16 protein-coding genes are annotated in these 19,485 nt (G+C 53.7%); 2 read left to right on the forward strand and 14 right to left on the reverse strand.

The genetic code is table 11. From position 1 onward, the window contains the following. Nucleotides 1-120: 120 nt before the first annotated feature. From ACZF99_RS17290 to ACZF99_RS17320, 7 genes are all read right to left on the reverse strand, one after another. Nucleotides 121-939 carry an ABC transporter permease gene (locus ACZF99_RS17290; protein ID WP_483606308.1) on the reverse strand — a complete coding sequence of 273 codons (819 nt, stop codon included), beginning with the start codon at nt 937-939 and terminating at the stop codon, nt 121-123. Between the two features lie 7 nt (nt 940-946). Next, nucleotides 947-1,891, reverse strand: coding sequence for an ABC transporter permease (locus ACZF99_RS17295; RefSeq protein ID WP_483606309.1), 945 nt, complete (start codon nt 1,889-1,891; stop codon nt 947-949). Nucleotides 1,892-1,907: 16 nt separating this feature from the next. Further along, nucleotides 1,908-3,506, reverse strand: a complete 1,599-nt coding sequence (locus ACZF99_RS17300) for an ABC transporter substrate-binding protein (RefSeq protein WP_483606310.1) — start codon at nt 3,504-3,506, stop codon at nt 1,908-1,910. 47 nt (nt 3,507-3,553) lie between these two features. Then, nucleotides 3,554-4,288: an MBL fold metallo-hydrolase gene (locus ACZF99_RS17305; RefSeq protein WP_483606311.1), complete on the reverse strand. Its 735-nt coding sequence runs from the start codon at nt 4,286-4,288 to the stop codon at nt 3,554-3,556. Nucleotides 4,289-4,325: 37 nt separating this feature from the next. Beyond that, nucleotides 4,326-5,183, reverse strand: a complete 858-nt coding sequence (locus ACZF99_RS17310; protein ID WP_483606312.1) for a MurR/RpiR family transcriptional regulator — start codon at nt 5,181-5,183, stop codon at nt 4,326-4,328. Continuing rightward, the gene (locus tag ACZF99_RS17315) at nt 5,170-5,925 is read right to left on the reverse strand and encodes an HAD family hydrolase (RefSeq protein WP_483606313.1); all 756 of its coding nucleotides are present in this window, start codon (nt 5,923-5,925) and stop codon (nt 5,170-5,172) included. The genes ACZF99_RS17310 and ACZF99_RS17315 overlap by 14 nt, the downstream gene beginning before the upstream one ends. A gap of 573 nt (nt 5,926-6,498) precedes the next feature. Next, entirely contained in the window at nt 6,499-7,386 is an 888-nt protein-coding gene (locus ACZF99_RS17320; protein WP_483606314.1) for a DNA-3-methyladenine glycosylase 2, read from the reverse strand. A gap of 211 nt (nt 7,387-7,597) precedes the next feature. Between ACZF99_RS17320 and ACZF99_RS17325 the strand changes: the two genes are divergently transcribed. Together ACZF99_RS17325 and ACZF99_RS17330 are read left to right on the forward strand one after the other, a co-directional pair. Then, on the forward strand, nt 7,598-8,179 hold the full coding sequence (locus tag ACZF99_RS17325; protein WP_483606315.1) for a bifunctional transcriptional activator/DNA repair enzyme AdaA: 582 nt from the start codon (nt 7,598-7,600) through the stop codon (nt 8,177-8,179). A 50-nt stretch (nt 8,180-8,229) separates the two neighbouring features. Then, the gene (locus ACZF99_RS17330) at nt 8,230-8,742 is read left to right on the forward strand and encodes a methylated-DNA--[protein]-cysteine S-methyltransferase (protein WP_483606316.1); all 513 of its coding nucleotides are present in this window, start codon (nt 8,230-8,232) and stop codon (nt 8,740-8,742) included. 48 nt (nt 8,743-8,790) lie between these two features. Here the strand turns inward: ACZF99_RS17330 and ACZF99_RS17335 are convergent, their stop codons facing one another. The 7 genes from ACZF99_RS17335 to rnjA form a co-directional block, all read right to left on the reverse strand. Next, nucleotides 8,791-9,669, reverse strand: coding sequence for a carbohydrate ABC transporter permease (locus ACZF99_RS17335; protein ID WP_483606317.1), 879 nt, complete (start codon nt 9,667-9,669; stop codon nt 8,791-8,793). Between the two features lie 30 nt (nt 9,670-9,699). Continuing rightward, complete coding sequence (locus tag ACZF99_RS17340; protein WP_483606318.1) at nt 9,700-10,590, reverse strand: ABC transporter permease; 891 nt, start codon at nt 10,588-10,590, stop codon at nt 9,700-9,702. Nucleotides 10,591-10,666: 76 nt separating this feature from the next. Continuing rightward, the gene (locus ACZF99_RS17345) at nt 10,667-12,307 is read right to left on the reverse strand and encodes an extracellular solute-binding protein (protein ID WP_483606319.1); all 1,641 of its coding nucleotides are present in this window, start codon (nt 12,305-12,307) and stop codon (nt 10,667-10,669) included. Nucleotides 12,308-12,484: 177 nt separating this feature from the next. Further along, nucleotides 12,485-13,594, reverse strand: coding sequence for a response regulator (locus ACZF99_RS17350; protein WP_483606320.1), 1,110 nt, complete (start codon nt 13,592-13,594; stop codon nt 12,485-12,487). Then, nucleotides 13,572-15,350 carry a sensor histidine kinase gene (locus ACZF99_RS17355; RefSeq protein ID WP_483606321.1) on the reverse strand — a complete coding sequence of 593 codons (1,779 nt, stop codon included), beginning with the start codon at nt 15,348-15,350 and terminating at the stop codon, nt 13,572-13,574. The genes ACZF99_RS17350 and ACZF99_RS17355 overlap by 23 nt, the downstream gene beginning before the upstream one ends. A gap of 441 nt (nt 15,351-15,791) precedes the next feature. After that, on the reverse strand, nt 15,792-17,189 hold the full coding sequence (locus ACZF99_RS17360) for a helix-turn-helix domain-containing protein (protein ID WP_483606322.1): 1,398 nt from the start codon (nt 17,187-17,189) through the stop codon (nt 15,792-15,794). Between the two features lie 116 nt (nt 17,190-17,305). Beyond that, the gene (gene rnjA / locus ACZF99_RS17365; RefSeq protein ID WP_483606323.1) at nt 17,306-19,015 is read right to left on the reverse strand and encodes a ribonuclease J1; all 1,710 of its coding nucleotides are present in this window, start codon (nt 19,013-19,015) and stop codon (nt 17,306-17,308) included. Nucleotides 19,016-19,485: the final 470 nt, after the last annotated feature.

Here is a 19,485-nt window from a genome sequence, read left to right on the forward strand (position 1 = left end):
GGTTTCCTCAGTCCGTTACAATCGGAGAAGACCAAAAAGCGGACGATTCGCATTTCTGGTGTCCGTTAGCTTGCTGGAACCTAAGTGAGGCTGAATTCATGATGGCTTTTTGAACGGGCTTCAGCCTTTCTTGTCATAAATATCCCGAATGCCGTCCCCCAGCAGATTAAACCCAAGCACCATCGTCGTGATGACCGCGCCGGTGATCAGAACATACCAGGGGGCGTTGATGATATACGGCTGGGCTTCGCTCAGCATCCGGCCCCAGCTTGGATCGGGCGGCTGTACGCCGAGCCCGAGGTAACTCAATCCGGCTTCGGCCAGCACCGATCCGGAAAACCCCAGCGACGCCGCGACAATGAGGGGCGATACCATATTGGGCAAAATATGCCGGATCATAATCCGCAAAGGCCCCGCCCCTTTGGCCACGGACGCTTTGACAAAATCGAACTCCTTATACTGGATAAAGCCGCTGCGGGCGATCCGTGAAAACGAGGGAATGCTCATCAACCCCAGGGCCAGGATCGTATTGTTCAATCCCGGACCGAACACGGATACGAGCATGATCGCCAGCAGAATTCCCGGAAACGCCTGCGTCGCGTCGATGAGGCGCATGATCGCCTCATCCACAAAGCCGCCAAAGTAGCCGGCCGCAGCCCCGATGATCAGCCCGCACGCCAGCCCGATGGAAACGGAAGTGGCTCCGATCAGGAAAGCCGTCTGCGTCCCCTCCATGATCCGGCTGAAAATATCCCGCCCAAAGTTGTCGGTCCCCCACCAATAAGCCGGCTGCGGGGGAGCGAGCCGCATGGCGGTATTCATCTCATTCGGTTCATGCGGGGTATAGAACACTCCCGTCAGCATGAACAGCAGCAACAACATGACCAGAGATCCGCCGATCATCAGCGGTTTGCTTTGGAGCCATCGTTTTAGCTTCATCGCCCTCTCACCTTTTCAGTCGAATGCGGGGATCGATCGCTTTGTAAAGCAGATCCACGATAAAATTGATGCCGACCACCAAAATGGCGATATATAACACGAGCGTCTGCACCAGCGGCAAATCCCGGGTGCCGATCGACGTGATCAGCAAATTCCCGAGGCCCGGAAGGGCGAACACGTTCTCCACCACAATGCTGCCCCCCAGAGTATCGGCGATCAGCAGACCGATGATCGTCACGACCGGAATCAGCGCATTGCGCAAAATATGGCGGTACATGACGGCCTTCTCGCGCAACCCCTTGCTCCTGGCTGTCCGTACGTAATCCATGCGGGCTTGATCCAGCAGCGTGTTGCGCAAATAGCGGATCACGACGGCGATCCCGGGGACCGCCAAGGCCAGGGACGGCAAGAACAAGGAGCGGACCGCGCCGACCGGATCCTCGCTCCAGGGCACGTAGCCGTAGGTCGGAAACAGCCGGAAGGTCACGGAAAAAACCAGAATCAGTATAAAGGCCAGCCAAAAGGACGGTACGGCCACGCCGAGCTGGGTCAGGGCCGACAGCCATACCGCCGGCCACTTGCCGTCCTGTCTGGCGATGAAAATCCCGAGCGGAAGGCCGATGAACAAGGTCAATCCCAGGGAAAATAGCGCCAGCGATACCGTCACCGGCAACCGCTCCGCCAAAATATCCGCGACCGGCCGCTGGTAACGCAGCGACTCGCCGAGATCGCCGGAAGCGGCGCTTTGGATCCAGGTCAGATAACGTTCGCCCGCGGGCCGGTCCAGCCCCATCGTTTGGCGAAGCGCCGCCAGCTGATGGGGATCGGCGTCCACCCCCAAAATGATTTGCGCGGGGTCCCCCGGCAGAACCTGGAACACGAGAAAGGTGATCACCGAGACGAGCAAAACCGTAGCGGCCAGCGTAAACAGCTTGCGGATGTAAAATCTCAAGGCACATTTCCCCTAATTATTCTTCCGTGTAGTACATCGCGGCAAAATCGTATTTTTGCACGGGATACATTTTGAAGCCGTGCAGGTTTTTCTTCATCGCCACATTGCGGCTTGGGTCCATGATGAACACGGCGACCGCCTGATCGGTCAGAATGGTCTGCGCTTGCTTGTACAAGTCGACCCGTTTGCTCTCATCCAGCTCCGTGCGGGCCTGGCCTACGAGACCGTCAAATTCGCCGTTGCTGAATTTATAGAAATTTTTCGCATAGGTCGTTTCGTATCTGCCCAGCACTTCATGCGGGTCCAGCTTGCCGGTCAGACCGATGATCGTCGCTTCGTATTTGGCGTTGTTGTAGACGTCCTCAAGCCAGCTGCTCCATTCGATTTGTTTGATGGTTGCGCGAATCCCTACTTTTTTAAGCTGCTCGCTGATCACCTGCGCCGTGTCGACATGAAATTGATAATTGGAAGGAACCGTGATGGTCAGGTCGAACCCGTTCTCGTACCCCGCTTCCTTCAACAGCTGCTTCGCTTGCTCGGCGTCCGGCGTATAACGGTTATCCAGCCCTTCCTGATAATACAGCTTCATGGCCGGACTCATGTTCGAGCCCAATTGGGTGCCGTTGCCGTCGGCGACCGTCTGGATGATAACGTCCTTGTCGATCGCATAATTGATGGCCTGGCGTACCTTCAGATCATCCAACGGTTTAACCGAATTGTTCAAGGCCATCAGTTGGACCATATTTTGCGGACCGGATACAATCGTGTAGCCGTCGCCCAATTGCTGCACGCCTTGTTCGCCGATGCCGGGCACCATGTCGATATCGCCGGCTTGCAGCGCCAGGACGGACGAATTGGCGTCGGGCATGATTTTAAACTCGATCCGGTCCAGCTTGGGCGCGTGGTCCTTGTCATAAAAATGCTCGTTTTTCTCCAGCACCAGCTGCTGCCCCGGTTGGTATTCCGCAAACTTGAAAGGCCCCGCTCCGATCGGCCGCTCGCTTTGCTTCTCGTAGTCTTTCGGCACAATTGCGGCGATGTTGGCGGCGAGGAACGCAGCGTCCCGCTCCTTGAGCTTGACGATGACCGTAAGATCATCGGGCGATTCGAGGCTTACGACGCCGGAAAATTTCGAGGAGAGCGGCTCCTGTCCGTTCAGCCCGGCGAGTTTGGCATACGCGTACTCCACGTCCTCCGAGGTCAGCGCGGAACCGTCGTGAAACGTTACGCCCTGCTTCAGCTTGAACGTATAAGTCAAGCCGTCCTCCGAGACCTGGTAGGATTCGGCGATGGCCGGGATCAATTCGCCCTTCTCTCCGGCTTCGAACAAGCCGTCGAACACGTTGTCCATCATCGAGCTGGTATCCGTGGCCGCCGATAAATACGGATCCAGGTTGTCCGGTTCCGTGGCCATCGCTACTCTGACGGTTCCGCCCTCCTTCGCTTTCTCCGTCCCGTTCTCCGCCGCAGCCGGCGTCTGCGTTTGCGTCTGCGGCTCCGTCGTCGATCCGTCCGCCGTTCCCGCCGGCTGGGCGCCTCCCCCGCAACCGGAAACGATCACGGCCAACAGAGCCAAAACGGACAAGCCAGCAGCGAAGTTGTTCTTCAGTTTCATTACGGTTTACCCCTCTCCCTAAATAAATTTTCTGTATGTCTTGTGCGTCAAATGCCAACCTTCATCCCGCAATAAGCCAACCTTACCGGACCGTCATATTTGCGGGCTGCCTCCGCCGCCAATTGGCGCCTGTCCCCGTAGTGGGGAAAATGCGTTAGAATCAGCTGCCCGGCCTTGGCCAAGCTGGCGATCTCCCCCGCCTCGCCGGCGGTCAGATGCCCCCGCATCACCCCCTTTTGGAAGTCGTAAAAGCTGCTTTCCAACACTAGCAAATCGGCGTTCGCCGCCAAATCAACGATGCTCTGACAGTACCCCGTATCCCCGGAATACACCAGCGACCGGCCGTCCGCAGACGTGATTTTGATGGCGCAGCAGGGAACGTCGTGGACATTCTCGGAAAAAGACAACGTCAGCTCCCCGACCGATACCGTTCGTCCCGGAACGATCGGATGTACCCTGACGTAATCGGGGTACGCAAACGCCAGTCCGTCAAGCTCGTCACCGTAGATGTACACGTCCAGCGGCCGATTGCGTTTGCCGATCTGCGTCAGAACGAGCGTGGCGAATTCCAGCGCATACGCGTCCGCGAAATGGTCGGCATGCGTATGCGTAATAAACACGGCGTCCAATTGCTCCAACTCGATTTCGTTTTGCAGCCTGGATAGAACTCCGCTGCCGCAATCGAGCATTATCGCGCTGCCCGCGTGCCGCAGCAAGTATCCCGAGGTTGCTTCATTTTTGGCGGGGTAAGCCCCCCAACAGCCAATCACCGTAAACTCCATACGTTTTCCTTTCCCTGACGACGTTTGGGTCGTAAGCCTACTTCGTTCTATGCATCCATTCGAAGCTGTCCTGAAACTCTTTAAACATCAGTTCCATCCGCTCGAGATTGCGCCCCACCCGGTCCTTCTCCAAATAGGAAATCTCGTTGATGATGGCGTTCACCACCGACAGGGATGCGGTATAGGAATCGAGAAAGCCGGTGGATTTGCATTCCGCCAGCAGCGTCAGATCGGCCAGCTTGGCGAAGGGAGACAGGCCGGAGTCGGTCAGCGCAATCACCTTGGCGTCTTGTTCTTTGGCCAGTTTGGACAGCTTCAGCGTCTTGGAGCAATATCGCGGAAATCCGCAGGCGAACACGACGTCGCCGGGTTTGATGTAGGATGCGTATTCCGCAACGCTTCCCTGGGGGATCAACTCGCAGTTGCCCAGCATGTATTTCATGACAAAGCTGAAAAATGAGGTTACAGACAAGCCCATTCTCCATCCGGCCACCCAAATCCGCTCGGCTTGCAGCAGCAAACCGGCCGCCTCATGAATTTGCGCCTTGTCCACCTGCAGCATCGTTTGCCGAATATTTTCCGCCTCCTGGGCAAAATGCTTCTCCAGCCACGACTCCTCCTGCCGGCTCGTGGTCTGGATGAAGTTATGCACGGCCCGCCGATCCTGGAGGACCATCCGCTGCAAATCCTGATGCATGTCGGAGAAGCTGGAATAGGACAGGGCTTGGGCCAGCCGGTGCACCGTCGCTTCGCTGACGCCGGATTTCTCGGCGATTTTTTGCGCGGACTGCAGGGCGGCTTCGCGGAGATGGCTCTGAAGATAGTGGGCCGCTCTTTTTTGTCCCGGGCTTAAGGCTTCGAACTTGTCGCGGATGCGCTCTTCAATCGCCGGCATGGCTTATTCTCTCCCGATAGATTGCTCCGGCGGCCGGGGGAGCCGGGGGATGTCCCAGGTAAGCGGGAACTTCATCGATCCCGGAAATCACCCGCGCGTCATCCAATTCCTCGATCCCCCGCTTGCCGTAAGGATTGATCAGCAGGCAATCCATGCCGACTTTGCGCGCGCCTACGCAATCGTCATAATAATTGTCGCCGACATATAAGGACTGCTGCGCGGTGACGCCGGCTTTTTGCAAAGCGTACGTGAAGATGGCCGGGTCCGGCTTCTCCATGCCAACCTCCGAGGAAACTACGATGACGTCGAGTTCCTCATCCAGCCGGTTCCGCCGGAGCACCTCCCGGGCGGTTCCGTCCCAATTGGAGATCAGGCCCGCCTTGTACCCCAGCTCCCTTAAATACCGCAGGGTCGGTTTGCTGAAATCGAACGCGCTCCAGCTCCAGCCCGCCGCTGCTTCCTTCGCCATGGTCCGTTGCGCCTGCAGCACCTCTTCGATCGGCAAGGCCAAGCCCAAGTAGTAGTTCAACACGCCGATGTACCATGGCAAATACGATCTTCCGTCCTTTCCCAGGACGCCCCGGAACTCTCGCATAAACAGCTTGTCCGCCAGATGATAGGCCATGGTGATTTCATCCAGAGTTTTAACGCAGTCGAATTTCTCCAACGTCCGTAAGTAGACTTCTTCGCGATTGGTCTTGACCAAGGTATAGCCAAGGTCAAACCATACAAACCGAATCATAAGCAATTCCCCCGCTTTTCCGCTATGAAGGATTTCCGTCACATCCTACAAAATGATTGTTTTCCTACAGCTTCAACTCCATAATAAAGGCGAACTATTTGTCGAAAATCAATTCAAATGATGATTTGCGTAAAGCTTAGGCCAATCCGGGAGAGGGAGAAAGCCGGCTTGCGGGAGAAACCGGCTCAAGAGCTTCCCCAAAGGGCGCGCAGCAGGGAGCGAAGTGTAAAAATGCATTCTATTCGCGCCATGTCGCTCCATTCCGGCTGATCAAGTGTAAAAGTGCAGTTCACTTTTATTTAATTATCCATAATTTTCCATATCCTCACAAAACAACTGCACTTTTGCTTCTCAACCGCTCGACAAGCGACTTTTGCGGAAAATAAGCTGCACTTTTGCAGTTGAGTGGAGGATCACGCCAAGCTGTCAGCATACTGTCGTCAAACTGTCGCTTCTTACCCGCTTCTTTACCCGCTACGTATACCTTGCCGAATATACAAAAAAGCACCGCCGATTCCTCGGCCGCGCTTCGTTTGCTGTCGATGTTGAACTAGGGGTTCCCACATTTCGTTGTTAATACAACACTCTCCACAAGTAAAAGGTCGCGTACGACTGCCACGGCTTCCAGCCTTCCGCCCAGGCCAGCAGCTCCTTTGGGGTCGGCTTCCGGTCCATCTTTAGCACATGCTTGACCGCATTGTGCAAACCGACATCGTCAACCGGAAAAGCGTCCGGCATGCGCAGGCAGCGCATCAGTACGTAATTGGCCGTCCACGGACCGATCCCGCGGATGCCGACGAGCCGCTTCTCCGCTTCTTTCACCCCGCCCAACGCCCGCAGCCCTTCCTTCGTCAGCTCACCCGAGGCAATCCATTGGGCCGTGCCGAGCAGATATTCGGATTTTTTCCGGGTCATGCGGACCCCCTCCAAATCCGCAGCGGTCAAACCGGCGATGTCCCGGGCGGACGGAAATACCCAGTACCGTTCTCCCTCACAATCCACGGAACGCCCAAAACGTTCGACGAGGCGCCGCTTCAGCGTGTAAGCAAAAGCCAGGTTGATCTGCTGGCCAATGATCCCCCAAGCCAGGGCTTCGAACAAATCGGGAATGCCGATATTGCGCAGCCCGTAGAACGAAGCGACCGTTCCCCGCAGCAAGGCGTCCCCTTGCGCCATTTCATAGAACGGACGCAAATCGGTATCCAAATCGAACCAGTCCCTGACATAACGAGCTACCTCTTCGCGATCTTGCTTACTGGAAGGGGCCGTCCCGCCGAGGAATCGAACCCCCAGGGCCTCGCTCCCCTCCGCGCTGATTTCCACCACGGCGATCGCCCCGGATGCCAGCGGAATCGCCTTGTACAGCCGCTGATGGTCAATACGCGACAGACACTCGTTGGATGACCGTGACAAGTACTTCATATTTTCGGCAAAACGGAATTCCTCGGGTACCGGCAGCATCAGCATATCCCCCCGATCTTCCCACACCACGCCCGGCTCTTCTGAATAAGTCCGACTGATGACACTTCCTCCTCACTTTAACTAACGCTTTACCCTTCTAGTTTTAACACGATTGACGTTCTAATGAGTTTCGTTATCTTGCTTTTCCATTTGAAAAGCATGACGAGGCGGCCTCCGCAAAGGTATACTAAGGCTGGAGGTGAGGTTACCCATGTCGACCACCCGCGGCGAATATCCAACCGCCAGTGAAACCGAGTGGCAGGCGATCATCCATAACGATGCCTCGCAGGACGGCCGTTTTTTCTACGCGGTCGCCAGCACGGGGATCTTCTGCCGGCCCTCATGCAAATCGAAGCCGCCCAAAAGGGAAAACGTCCGCATTTTCGCCAGCGCCGAGCAAGCCAAGGCCGCCCGCTTCCGCCCGTGCAAGCGCTGCAAACCCGATGGACAACCGCTGCCGGACCGGGAATGGGTGGAGCAAGTCGCCGAATACATCGACCGCCATTATGAAGAGAAGCTGACGCTGGAACTTCTCGCCGACATGTGCCACGGCAGCCCGTACCATCTGCAGCGCACTTTTAAACGCGTCATGCAAATGACGCCGGTCGAATACATCCAGCGGCGCAGAATCGAAGCGGCCAAACGCGCGCTGCTCCACACACGGCGCACAGTGGCGGACATCGCCCTTGAGGTGGGAATCGGCAGCCCGGCGTACTTCATTACCTTGTTCAAAAAAACAACCGGCGTCACGCCCAACGAATATCGGAATTCGCAGGCGGGCTCGCCGACCTAGTGACCTAATATTGTATTTTGCATTACATCATTTCTGGAGGTGGATTCCCCATGAAAACCAACCAACCTCAGCCTTTATACTGGTCACGGCTCCACGGTCACCCATGGAGCCTGTACCTCGCCGCCACCGACAACGGCCTGGCGTACGTTGGCTCTCCCGGTCGGCCGTTTGAAGAATTGGCCGCTTGGGCCGGCCGCCGCTTCCCAGGCAGCCCGCTCACGCAGGACGAGCAGCGGCTCGCTCCTTACGCTGCCGAGCTGACGGAGTATTTGGCGGCCAAACGCGAACGTTTCACGCTCCCCCTCGATTTGCGGGGGACGGCATTTCAACTCACGGTATGGAAGGCGCTTTGCGACATTCCCTTCGGACAAACCCGTTCCTATTCGGAGATCGCCGAAGCCGTACACAAACCATCCTCCGTCCGCGCCGTCGGCACGGCGATCGGAGCCAACCCGCTGCTGATCACCGTTCCCTGCCATCGGGTGATCGGCAAGAACGGCGCGCTCACCGGCTACCGCGGCGGCCTGGAGATGAAAACCCGGCTGCTTGAGCTGGAGAGGTGAAACCGCTGACCCGCCCTTGCCGGGTGATTGTGCCCTTTGAATCTCCCGTTATTCTTTCACTGAACCGAGCGTGATGCCGGTCACGAAATACTTCTGTAAAAATGGATAAATAACTAAAATCGGAATCATTGTGACCACAATTTTGGCCGCATTGAACGTCCGCTGCGAAAATTGGATCAAATCCTCCGCACGAGTCGTGTTGGAAATGACCGGTTGCACGACGAGCTGCTGGATATAAGTCTGCAAGGGGATGTTGCTTTGCTTGTTGATCAGGATCAGACCGTCAAAAAACGCATTCCAATGATTGACGATGCTAAACAAAGTCACTGTAGCTATCGCCGGCAGCGCAAGCGGAACGGCGACCGACAGCAGCATTCTCCATGGGCCCGCGCCGTCGACAACCGCAGCTTCGTTGATTTCCTTTGGCTGATTGCGAAAAAAATTCATCAGCAAGATGACATTAAAAATCGGAACCGCTCCGGGCAACGTCAGCGCCCAAATCGTATCGATCAAATGCAGGTTTTTGACGACCATGTACCAGGGGATCAATCCGCCGTTGAACATCATCGTAAAAACGATAATCCAAACGTAAACGTTCCGGCTCTTGAACTCCGATCGCTCTTTGGCCAGCGGAAAGGCCATAAGAACGGTTAAGACGAAATTAATGAGCCCGCCGATCAACACTCTTTTTACGGATACGCCGAATGCTTCGAAAAACCGATGGTCGCCCAACATATATTCATACGAATAAAAAGTGAAGTCGACCGGAAACAAAGTGACCAAACCGGCCGCCGCCGCCGATTTTCCGCTTAGAGAGAGGGACACGATGTAAACGATCGGCAGCAAACAGAGCAAAGTGATCAAGAGCATGGCAACAAGCAGGGCTATATCCGTCGGTCTGATCCGCCGTTTTGTTGAAAGCGTCATGAGTACACTTCCTTTCCTGGACGCTAGTCGCTAAAAAATGCGGTAATTGGCGTATTTTGCAGCCAACCGGTAGGAGATAAAAATTAGCACGAACCCTACCAGCGATTTTAAACCGCCGACCGCCGTAGCCAAACCGTATTGATATTGCACCAGCCCGATCCGGTAAACATAGGTGTCGATAATATCTCCCGACGGATACACGAGCGGGTTATATAGGTTATAAATCTGATCGAAGCCCGCGTTCAAGATCTGTCCGATATTGAGCGTAGTTACGAGCACAATCGTGGGCAAGATGCCCGGCAGCGTGACGCTCCACATTTTGCGGAGCCTTCCCGCCCCGTCGATCTCGGCCGCTTCGTACAACGAAGGGTTGATCGCGGTCAATGCCGCCAGAAAGATGATGGCGTTGAAACCGAATTCTTTCCAAACGTCGCTCAATACGACAATGATCGGAAACCAGAAGTTGCTGCCCAGGAAGAACACGGTTTCGCCGAACAATCCTTTTACGACTTGATTTACGATGCCTTGGGCGGATAACATATCCGTCAAAATCCCCGCCAGGATGACCCAGGACAAAAAATGAGGCAAATAAATAATCGTTTGAAACCACCGCTTCATCCGCGGAAAAACAAGTTCGTGCAGCAGCAGCGCGGTCCCGACGGGGACAAGAATCTGCATGATCATTTTCGATATCGAAATGTACAAGGTATTGAACAAGATTCGTTTGCTGTCCTCCAGTTGAAACATGTAGATAAAATTGTCAAAACCTACCCATCTGGAACCCGTGATGCCTTTGACAGGGATGAAATCCTGAAAGGCGATGGCGATGCCAAACAAAGGGACGAGCCCGAACAAAACGATAAATAGCATGCCCGGAGCCAACATCAGATGGTAATGAAGCGAAGCGTTGTTCTTCCCCATTGTATCTCCTCCGAATCCTCACCTTGCTTGATGAGCAAAGGGAGTCCAAGCCTTGGCCCAAACTCCCTTCTTGAAATTAATGTTGGTCCACGGCAGCCTGAACCTCGGCCGTGATTTCCTCACCGCCTTGGGCCTTCCATTTCTGCACGAAGTCGTCAAAATAGTCGACGGTTTCGGAGCCCATGATGATCTTTAGCATCGTTTCATCCTCGAGCTTCTGGAGATTCGCCCATTTTAAACGCATCGTATCGGTCTGATCGTAATAAACGCCTTGCACCCGATGGATGCCGTCGCCCGCCAAAACCAAGGCGCCCGTCAGAAAGGCGTGACGCTGCGACCAGGCGCTGAGATCTTTCTTGGGCGCCTCCTTGTCTTTCAAATAGGACTCGTAAACCTGCTTGGTTTCCCCTTGCAGCGTATCCTCGCCTGCTTTACCTTCGATCACCGCTTGGACAGCCAAGGCTTTCTTTTCCTTATCGTCATAGTTGCTGAGCAACAGCGAAAACGGCATGTTCATCCATTGGTACGGATCGTTTTGGACGATGCCTTCCCCTTGCATCTGGTCAACATCGAATTGCAAATTAAGCGTCTTCAACACCGCTTCGGGATGCTCGTATCCCTTGCGAACCACCAAATAGCTGGCGCTTGGCGCAGCCATGTGCGTATTCATTTTGCCTTGGCTTCCGGTCGGCGCCGCATACGCGACCCATTCCGCTTTAGAATCTTGGCTGACCGCATCATTCAACGGAGAGAACGGCAACCACCACGGCCCGAAAAAGATTCCCGCCTTGCCGCTGACCACGAGTTCCGTGGACTGCTCCGGCTTTTTCACCGCGAATTCCCGATCGATCAACCCTTCTTTAACCATATCCTGAAGTTTGGCCAACGCTTCCTTCATTTGGGGCTGGATCGAACCGTAGGTTACCTTCCCCTGGTCATCCTTTACCCACAATTCCGGATAAGCGTCAAAGGCGCTGAAGATTGTATCGAAGCCATACTGGCTGTTGCCGACATTGACGATCTGCTGGGTTCCCAGAATTCCTGCCGACCCTTTTTTCTCCTGGAAAGCCTTCGTTACCGCAATAATGTCGTCGAGCGTTTTCGGCGCCGGAAGGTTCAGATCATCCAGCCAGTCCTGACGCACCCAGAGCAAATTTTGGCCGTCGGCTCCGGGGCTGATGTTCGGGAACGCGCGCAACTTTCCGTCAAAAGTCGCCGAAGCCAGGCTGTATCCGTTCGTGGATTCGTAAGCGGCCTTGAGGTTCGGCGAAACAAAACCGGCATAGGTTTCCGTCAAATCCTCCACCATATCCGCGTTGACCAACTGAACCAACTGCTGCTTGTCCACGACCATAACATCGGGGAGGTCCCCGCCGGAAAGGGTGAGGCTGACCTTTTGCTTGTAAGCGTCGCCGGACCCCGTCGCCTGCCAGGCATTTACGTATTTGATGTTCAGCTTTTCGGAAAAATAGCGCGTCAGTTCATTATCCTCGACAGTTGAACCGCTCGGGAGCTTGGGATCGACCGCCGCTTCCTTGCCGATCGTGATCGTTACTTGCTCGGGCATCGCTGCGTAGGGATCCTGGTTCGGAGTCGTGGCTGCAATGCCTTCTCCGCTTGTGTCTTCGGCAACCGGAGCATTCCCGGGATCGCCGGAACAGGCCGATAACGCCAATGCGAAGCCCAACAAAAGCATGATCCGTTTCCGTTTCCTCATTTTTCTTCCCCCTTTGGACGAATTGGGATTACATTTCGAGTATAATGTCCATTCTCAAAACCCCGGGATAGAAACGTTTTACCGGATTTCGGTTTATTGTATCCGCTTTCATAAAATGCGTTGCCGCCGGTTGACTTTTTTCAGACCACGATTCACAAAATTCTACCGAAGCTGTTTTTAAAGCCTTAGCCTTTGATGGCGATAAGCGGATGGAAGCAGGCCAAACCGCTGCTGGAACATTTTGCTGAAATATTTATCGTCCTTGAAGCCGATTTGCCGCGCAATCGTATAGATCGGTTTATCGCTCTGCAACAAAAGTTGTTGCGCCTTGTAAAGCCGCAGCTCTTTCACGTAATCTTGAAAGGACTTTCCGGTTGCTTCTTTAAAGCTGCGGCTGAAATACGTGCGGCTCATATGAGCGATTCCGGCAATTTCATTCTGGTCAAAATCCAGTTCTTCCTGGGCATGCATGTATTGGACGGCCAGCAAAATGCCGTTCACGATATCGGGGGCTTGTTTTCCCCTGAACAACATACGCCGGAAATGATTGCGACCTTCCTGCAAAATACCGACCCAATGTTCCCAATGCCGCCCCTGCTCCAGTCGGGAGATCCACTCAACGGCGTAGTCCACGGACAACGTCAGGTTTCCGATCTTAAGCAGCGCCGGGAACACGCAACCTTTAAGTTCCGCAAGCGGCAAACGGAATCGACGGGTTTGCTCTAACATCAGCTCGTATACTTGATCGTCGCCAATCCATTTCAGATCGTTCCACCATTCGGAACAGGTCATCACGTCTTCCTGCTTCACGTCCAACCCGGGATTCGACGGGGTTCCTCCTGGAAGCGGGCCGGAAGTCTGCTCGTAAAATGCATATCTTTCCCGATCCATTTCCGAGAGGCCCATGGCCTTTTGTCGGTATAGACGAGAGATTCGTTCCAGAACCTCATCCATAAGATCGGCCTCCAAATCGTTTTTAACGACATAATCAATAGCCCCCATCCGGATCGCCTGCTGGGCAAGAGCAAATTCCTCATGACAAGTCAAGACGGCCACGGAGGTCCGAGGGTATTTATCCGCTAACTCGCTCATCAGGTCAAACCCCGACATGACCGGCATCATCAAGTCTGTGAATACCAAATCGGCCGGATCTTGTTCCATGCATTCCAACGCTTTGCTTCCGTTCATGGCTTCACCAATGACCTCCATGCCGTATTTTTCCCAAGGCATCATGGAGATCAAGCCCCTTCGTACCAACTTTTCATCATCCACGATCAGAACTTTCATCCTCTTCGCTCCATTTCGATTGATCATTTTCGGCAAGCCTATTTACACCAAAAGGAATTGTAAATGAAACGGAAGTCCCCCCCTCCGTCAAGCTCTGGATATCGAGTTTCCCTCGTCCTTGCGTATAGCTGCCAAGACTGCGGATCACGTACTTTAATCCGATGCCCATACCCGAAGAATGCGTTTCTTCCGTCGTTCCGCTTAATATTTCGCCGATCTGCTCCTTGCTCATTCCTTTTCCGTTATCGCGAATTTCGACCCGTACGTCTTCCCCTTCTACTCCGGCCGAAACCACGATCGCTCCCCCCGTCTCGGGAAGCCCATGATACAGGGAATTTTCCACGATAGGCTGCAGGATAAACCGCGGCATGGATACATTCATCAGTTCCCCGGGAACTTCATAACGAACGTCGAAATCAAAGTCATACCTGATCTGCTGCAATTCCACATAGTCCCTAAGCGACTGAATCTCATCATACAACGTGACGATTTTTCCGTTTTTGGCCAGATTATACTTTAATACTTTGGTAAATAACGACAAAAAGCGATCGATATCGTGCTGTCCGTTCATGCGCGCCAACCATTGAGCTGTATTTACCGTGTTGTACAGGAAATGGGGATTGATTTGGGCCATCAGCTTTTCCATTTCGATATCCTGTTTTTCCTTGGCCTTTGTCTCGACTTCCGCTACCAAAACTTCAATTTGATGATGCATTCCGTTAAAACGATCAATAAGGACATCAAACTCTCTCATGCCCGTCAAACGTATCTCTACATTTCCCCGACGGCTCGTCAAATCCCCAATCCCCCGGTGGATGCGGTGCAACGGGCCAAACACCATCCTCCAAACGCGAAGCGCAAGCAGCAAGCTGATCACAAGGGCAAATCCGGCCACCATGGAAAAACCGATCAACCAGGTTCTGCTCTCCTGGTGATAGTCCTGTTTGCTGATGAACACTACCAAATGCCACCCTTGCTTGGAGGTCGCCGTAAACGGGTAATAACCCGGAATAGGGTCGCCAAGGTAGCGGCCTCCTTCGGGCAACCATACCGGATGATCGCTGTACAGAACCGTATTGTTTGCGTCCGTCAATAGATGGAAGGCTTTCATCCCGTACTGTTTCATATTTAACACTTGTTGCAGTACCTTAGAATGGGTTTCGACATAAGCGTACAGAGGACGTTCGGGATCCCCCATTTTCCGCAATACGGAAAATACGGGCGTGTCATTGTATTTGTATAATGTTAAGTGGGGGCTATTGAACACAATGTCCGACTTTTCCGCCATTACCGGAAGACTTTCCAGGTCGGGTTGCTTCTCGTGGGTCAATAGCGTTTCGTACATCATTTTCCGGCTGGAGCTGTCATAATAGAACATCAACCCGGTATTCAGGTTGGAGGCATTGAGCAGGTTGACATTTTGCTGGATGTTTCTATTCAGTTGCGCCGCTTCATAAGGGTCTTCTGTCTGTAATAAACGCTCCAAATCCCGCCCGACGAACCCCTCAAAGGACATTTGTTGCGATACGTCGTACAGGTTGTTTAAAGTGGCTTCCACCGTTTGCAGCACGCGTTCCAGATTGTCCTCGATTCCCCTTTCGATCTTATTGTCCAAAATGGAAGTCATCGAATAAAAGGCCAGGCTGCCCGTCATGATTAACGGAATCATGGAGCTGGTCAGCAGAATAAGGTACATGCGTCCCCGAAGCGTATCGCGACCCAACCAACCGCGTATCGAATCAAACCCCTTTATCATCCATTCCCGCCTCCTGAAAAAAGAAAAACCGATAGCGAAGTGGTGAAGCGCTTTCTTTTCTTGTGATTCAACAATTATAACTACCCCGTCAAAAAAACGTCAATCACAGAGTTGGACCGTGCCCTGGTGTCCGTCCAGCTGTCTTTGCACGGTTATCCCTTTCGTTCAGGGGGGCTAGGGCCTGGAGTGAGGCGAACCCTTGTCTATTTCTCTGCTACCTGATCAAAGGGGATAATCGCGCAAAGCGTCCGGGCAGCGAGTGTAGATCTTCGTACACGCAAAAAGCCGATTCGTACAGGACTTTCCCGGTACGATCGGCTTCGAATTACGATCAGGAGGTATACCCGGCATCCCCGGTTCCCTCCTTAACCCCCTACTCCGTTCTCGTAAGCGGTGAGATGGCCTTCATGACTGATGCTACCGAATACCCCCATGCCGAAACTAATGACCAGTGCGAGTGCCAACATCCATTTCCGCATCCTCCAACACCTCCCCCATCAAAGTTTCGTACTCTCGCAGTTGCTGCCGCGAAGCATAGATGCGATGCTGCTCAAACAGCGGGACCATTTTCACAAAAAAATCCTTGTTCTTGAGAGAAACGGCGTATTTGAGCGCATAGATCAATTTCTCCAAGCCTTCCGCCATCTCCTGTTTGCGCAGCAAATAAATGGCCAACTGATAGTTGAGATCCAGATACCGATCTTTACTCACGGCCGAAACATAGTGATCCGAAAATCGGCTATATAAATCCGTATTCACGGGAAACTCTTTTAATACGTCGTCGATCAGAAAACCGTTGATGTTGGCGGCTTCGACAATGATCCTTAGACTGGGAAGAACTTCGTAAGGATGCTCTTTGAGCAAGCCGACGTATTCCGGTAGAATCGCTTCATTTCCGTTCAAAATCTCCAGGTTGTACCGGTTCGCTTTGGCCCAGACCTTAAATTTATCGACCTCATTCAAGCCCGTTTCGTCAAGGCCCTCAAACCAGCTTAAATCCGCGTATTCCTCCACGCAGGCCAGCGCCTCGCCGTACTTGCCCCGATGCTCCAAGGCCGAGCCTTTCAGCAAATAACCTTGGCCGTAATAGACCACCAGATGGCGTTCGCAGCGCAGCTCGCGATACGGATTGGGGTTCGCCGATTTGCGGCACATTTCATACATACGCTGGGCCAGCGTCTGCAGCTCCTCGGCAAATCTCTCGACATAAGTCCACTTTTGCAGTGTGTAATAAGCGTTCGCCAAATGCAGCAGCCCATCGAGCTGAAGATCCTCGGGAAGCCGGTTGCGGTACGGCTCGAACCAGGTTGCCGCCCGCAGGATGGAGTCCGCGTCGTCACACGAATTCATTCGGAACAGACGATATTGGCTGATCGCCAAACGCTCCGAATGCTGATATTTCTCGTGTTCGCATACCGATTGATAGAACAGCTTTGCCGCTTCGCGTTTTCCCGCTTTATCCAATTCTTCGCCAATCGCAAAGATCATCGGAAGATACGACAAGTCTTCGGCCAGGCGGGACAGCACCTGCTCAATGCAAGCCAATTCGCCGATTTCCGCACAGCGCAGCAAAAACGATTTCAGCCTCCGCCGGTTCGGATGCCCGGAGTCGATACACTCCTCAATGTATAAGGGATAATACCGTCCGATCGGCTGTTCCAACGCTTCGGTTATCAAGTCCAGTTGCTTTATAGAGATCGGTTTGGGGGGATTGCCGTTTAAAATGGCGCTGAGCGTACCCCGATTGATTCCCGAACGGTGGGAAAAGCTGTGCAAGGAATATCCTTTCCTTTCCAGTTGGCGGCTGATCACGGAGCGAATCGCGGGTTCATTCGTCATTTGATCTCCCTCCTTCGGAATCCCCTATTTTTTTACACATTATACGGAAGGATGAACAGGGGGTCAATTAAAAAAAGGAACTTCCCAATGGTTCTCGGGAAGCTCCTTACCGGAGGCTAGACTTCCAGGATGGATGGCATGATATGCGGGGTTCGGCCCACTTCTTTGGAAAAATACCGCCGCAGTTGCTGCTGCGTCGCCCGCAGCCAAACGTTATGATCGTACGATTCCTTCTCGCCAAGCCGGTTCAGGCTCCGCTTCAGCATCGCTTCGGCCCGGCGAAGCAGCGGCCGGGCATCCTGCATGTAGACGAAGCCGCGCGAGACGATATCCGGCCCGGCCAGGATTTGCCGCGTTTTACGGTCCACCGTCATCACGACAATGACGATCCCTTCTTGAGCCAGCTCCATCCGCTCTATCAGCAGTGCGTCTTCATGAGTTGGACGCATTTCCCCGTTGCTGATCAGCACTTGTCCGGAAGGAATCGTGCGTCCCCGTTTGGCCCGGTTCCGGTATACCGACAACGTATCCCCGATATTCATGACAAACACATGATCTTCGGGAATGCCCGTTTGCAGCGCCAGATCGCGGTGACTGAGCAGCATCCGGTATTCGCCGTGAATCGGGATGAAATATTTCGGACGAATGAAGCTGAGCATCAGCTTCAAGTCCTCCCGGCAGCCGTGCCCGGACGTATGGATATCGAAGATCGAGCCGTAAATGACATTTGCGCCCGCGCGAAGCAGCAGGTCGATACTCCGGTTAATATTCTGCGCATTGCCGGGAATCGGCGAAGACGAGTAAATCACGGTATCGCCCGGATAGACCTGGACGTTCCGATGGGCGCCGGAAGCAATCCGGCTAAGCGCGGCGTTGGGTTCTCCTTGACTGCCGGTGCAGACGATCAGCACCTGCTCTTCAGGGTAACGGTCGATATGCTTCACATCGATCAGCATCCCTTCCGGAACGCGGATGTACCCCAGATCCTGGCCGATGGCGAACACTTTCTCCATGCTGCGGCCGATGACGGCAATTTTGCGGCCCACGATCGCTGCCGCTTCCACCACTTGCTGCAACCGGTGTACATTGGAGGCGAAGGTGGCGAACAAGATCCGGCCCCGGCAGCCGCGGAACGACTCCAGGATGGCGTCGCCGACCCGACGCTCGGAAGGGGTAAAGCCTTCCTTCTCGCTGTTCGTGCTGTCGGCGAGCAGCGCTAACACGCCATCGCCGCCGACGCTGGCCATTTTGAACAGGTCGGCCGGACGATCCTCCGGCGTGAAGTCGAATTTGAAATCTCCCGTATGCACGATCGATCCGTAAGGGGTATCAACCACGATGCCGAAGGCATCGGGAATACTGTGGGTTGTCCGGAAGAAATGCACGGCCAGATGCTTGAAGGCGAACCGGTCGTTCTCGTGGAACACGTGCAGCTCCGCTTGCCCGAGCAGTCGATGCTCCTCCAACTTGGCTTTGACCAGCCCGATCGTCAGCGGACCGCCGTAGATCGGCAGCTGCAGCTGGCGCAACACGTACGGAATGGCGCCGATATGGTCCTCGTGGCCATGGGTAAGAAACAAGCCTTTCATTTTATGCTTGTTGTCAAGTAAATAACGGATATCCGGGATAATGCAATCAATGCCCGTCAAGCGGGAGTCCGGGAATTTGAGACCCGCGTCAATCAGAATGATCTCATCTCTGAATTCGATGCCGTACATATTTTTGCCGATCTCCCCGATCCCGCCAAGCGAGAAAATCCGGACGGGCGGAGGAGACGATTTGGAACGTCGATTTGTCTTTACTGGTTTAGTTGCTGCTACATTCATTAGGTAGATAATCCTCTCTGAAGGGTTCGTTCACTAGGCTATAAGAGAATTATACTGAATTATCGGCACAATAACTATTTAATTTTTACGGATAATCGGCGAAGCCGGGGGAATTTATCGAAAGATTTTAGGCTCTGTACTCAAATCGGGGGCTTATCGCACGGCAACAGGAACAAGGCATGAGTCTAACGCTTAGGAGCAACGCTATTGGGCCCAAAACGAGGACGCGCAGGTTGTAACGCTTGCAGGAGAGCTTATTTCCCGGTTTCTCGTCAAAAAAACGGCGTTTTCGCCCATATAAGCACGCTGACCAGCGTTAGAAATATCTCCCCCCACTTTTCGCTTAAATAAGCGCTCCTGTAAGCGTAAGAGTTATGCGGAGATACTCTTCAGGCCCCGACGGGACGACGAATTTGAAGCGAGGATAATTGAAACAAGTAACATAAAATGCTAATATAAAGACATGAAAA

It is taken from the genome of Paenibacillus sp. JL3B1040 (assembly GCF_057063165.1).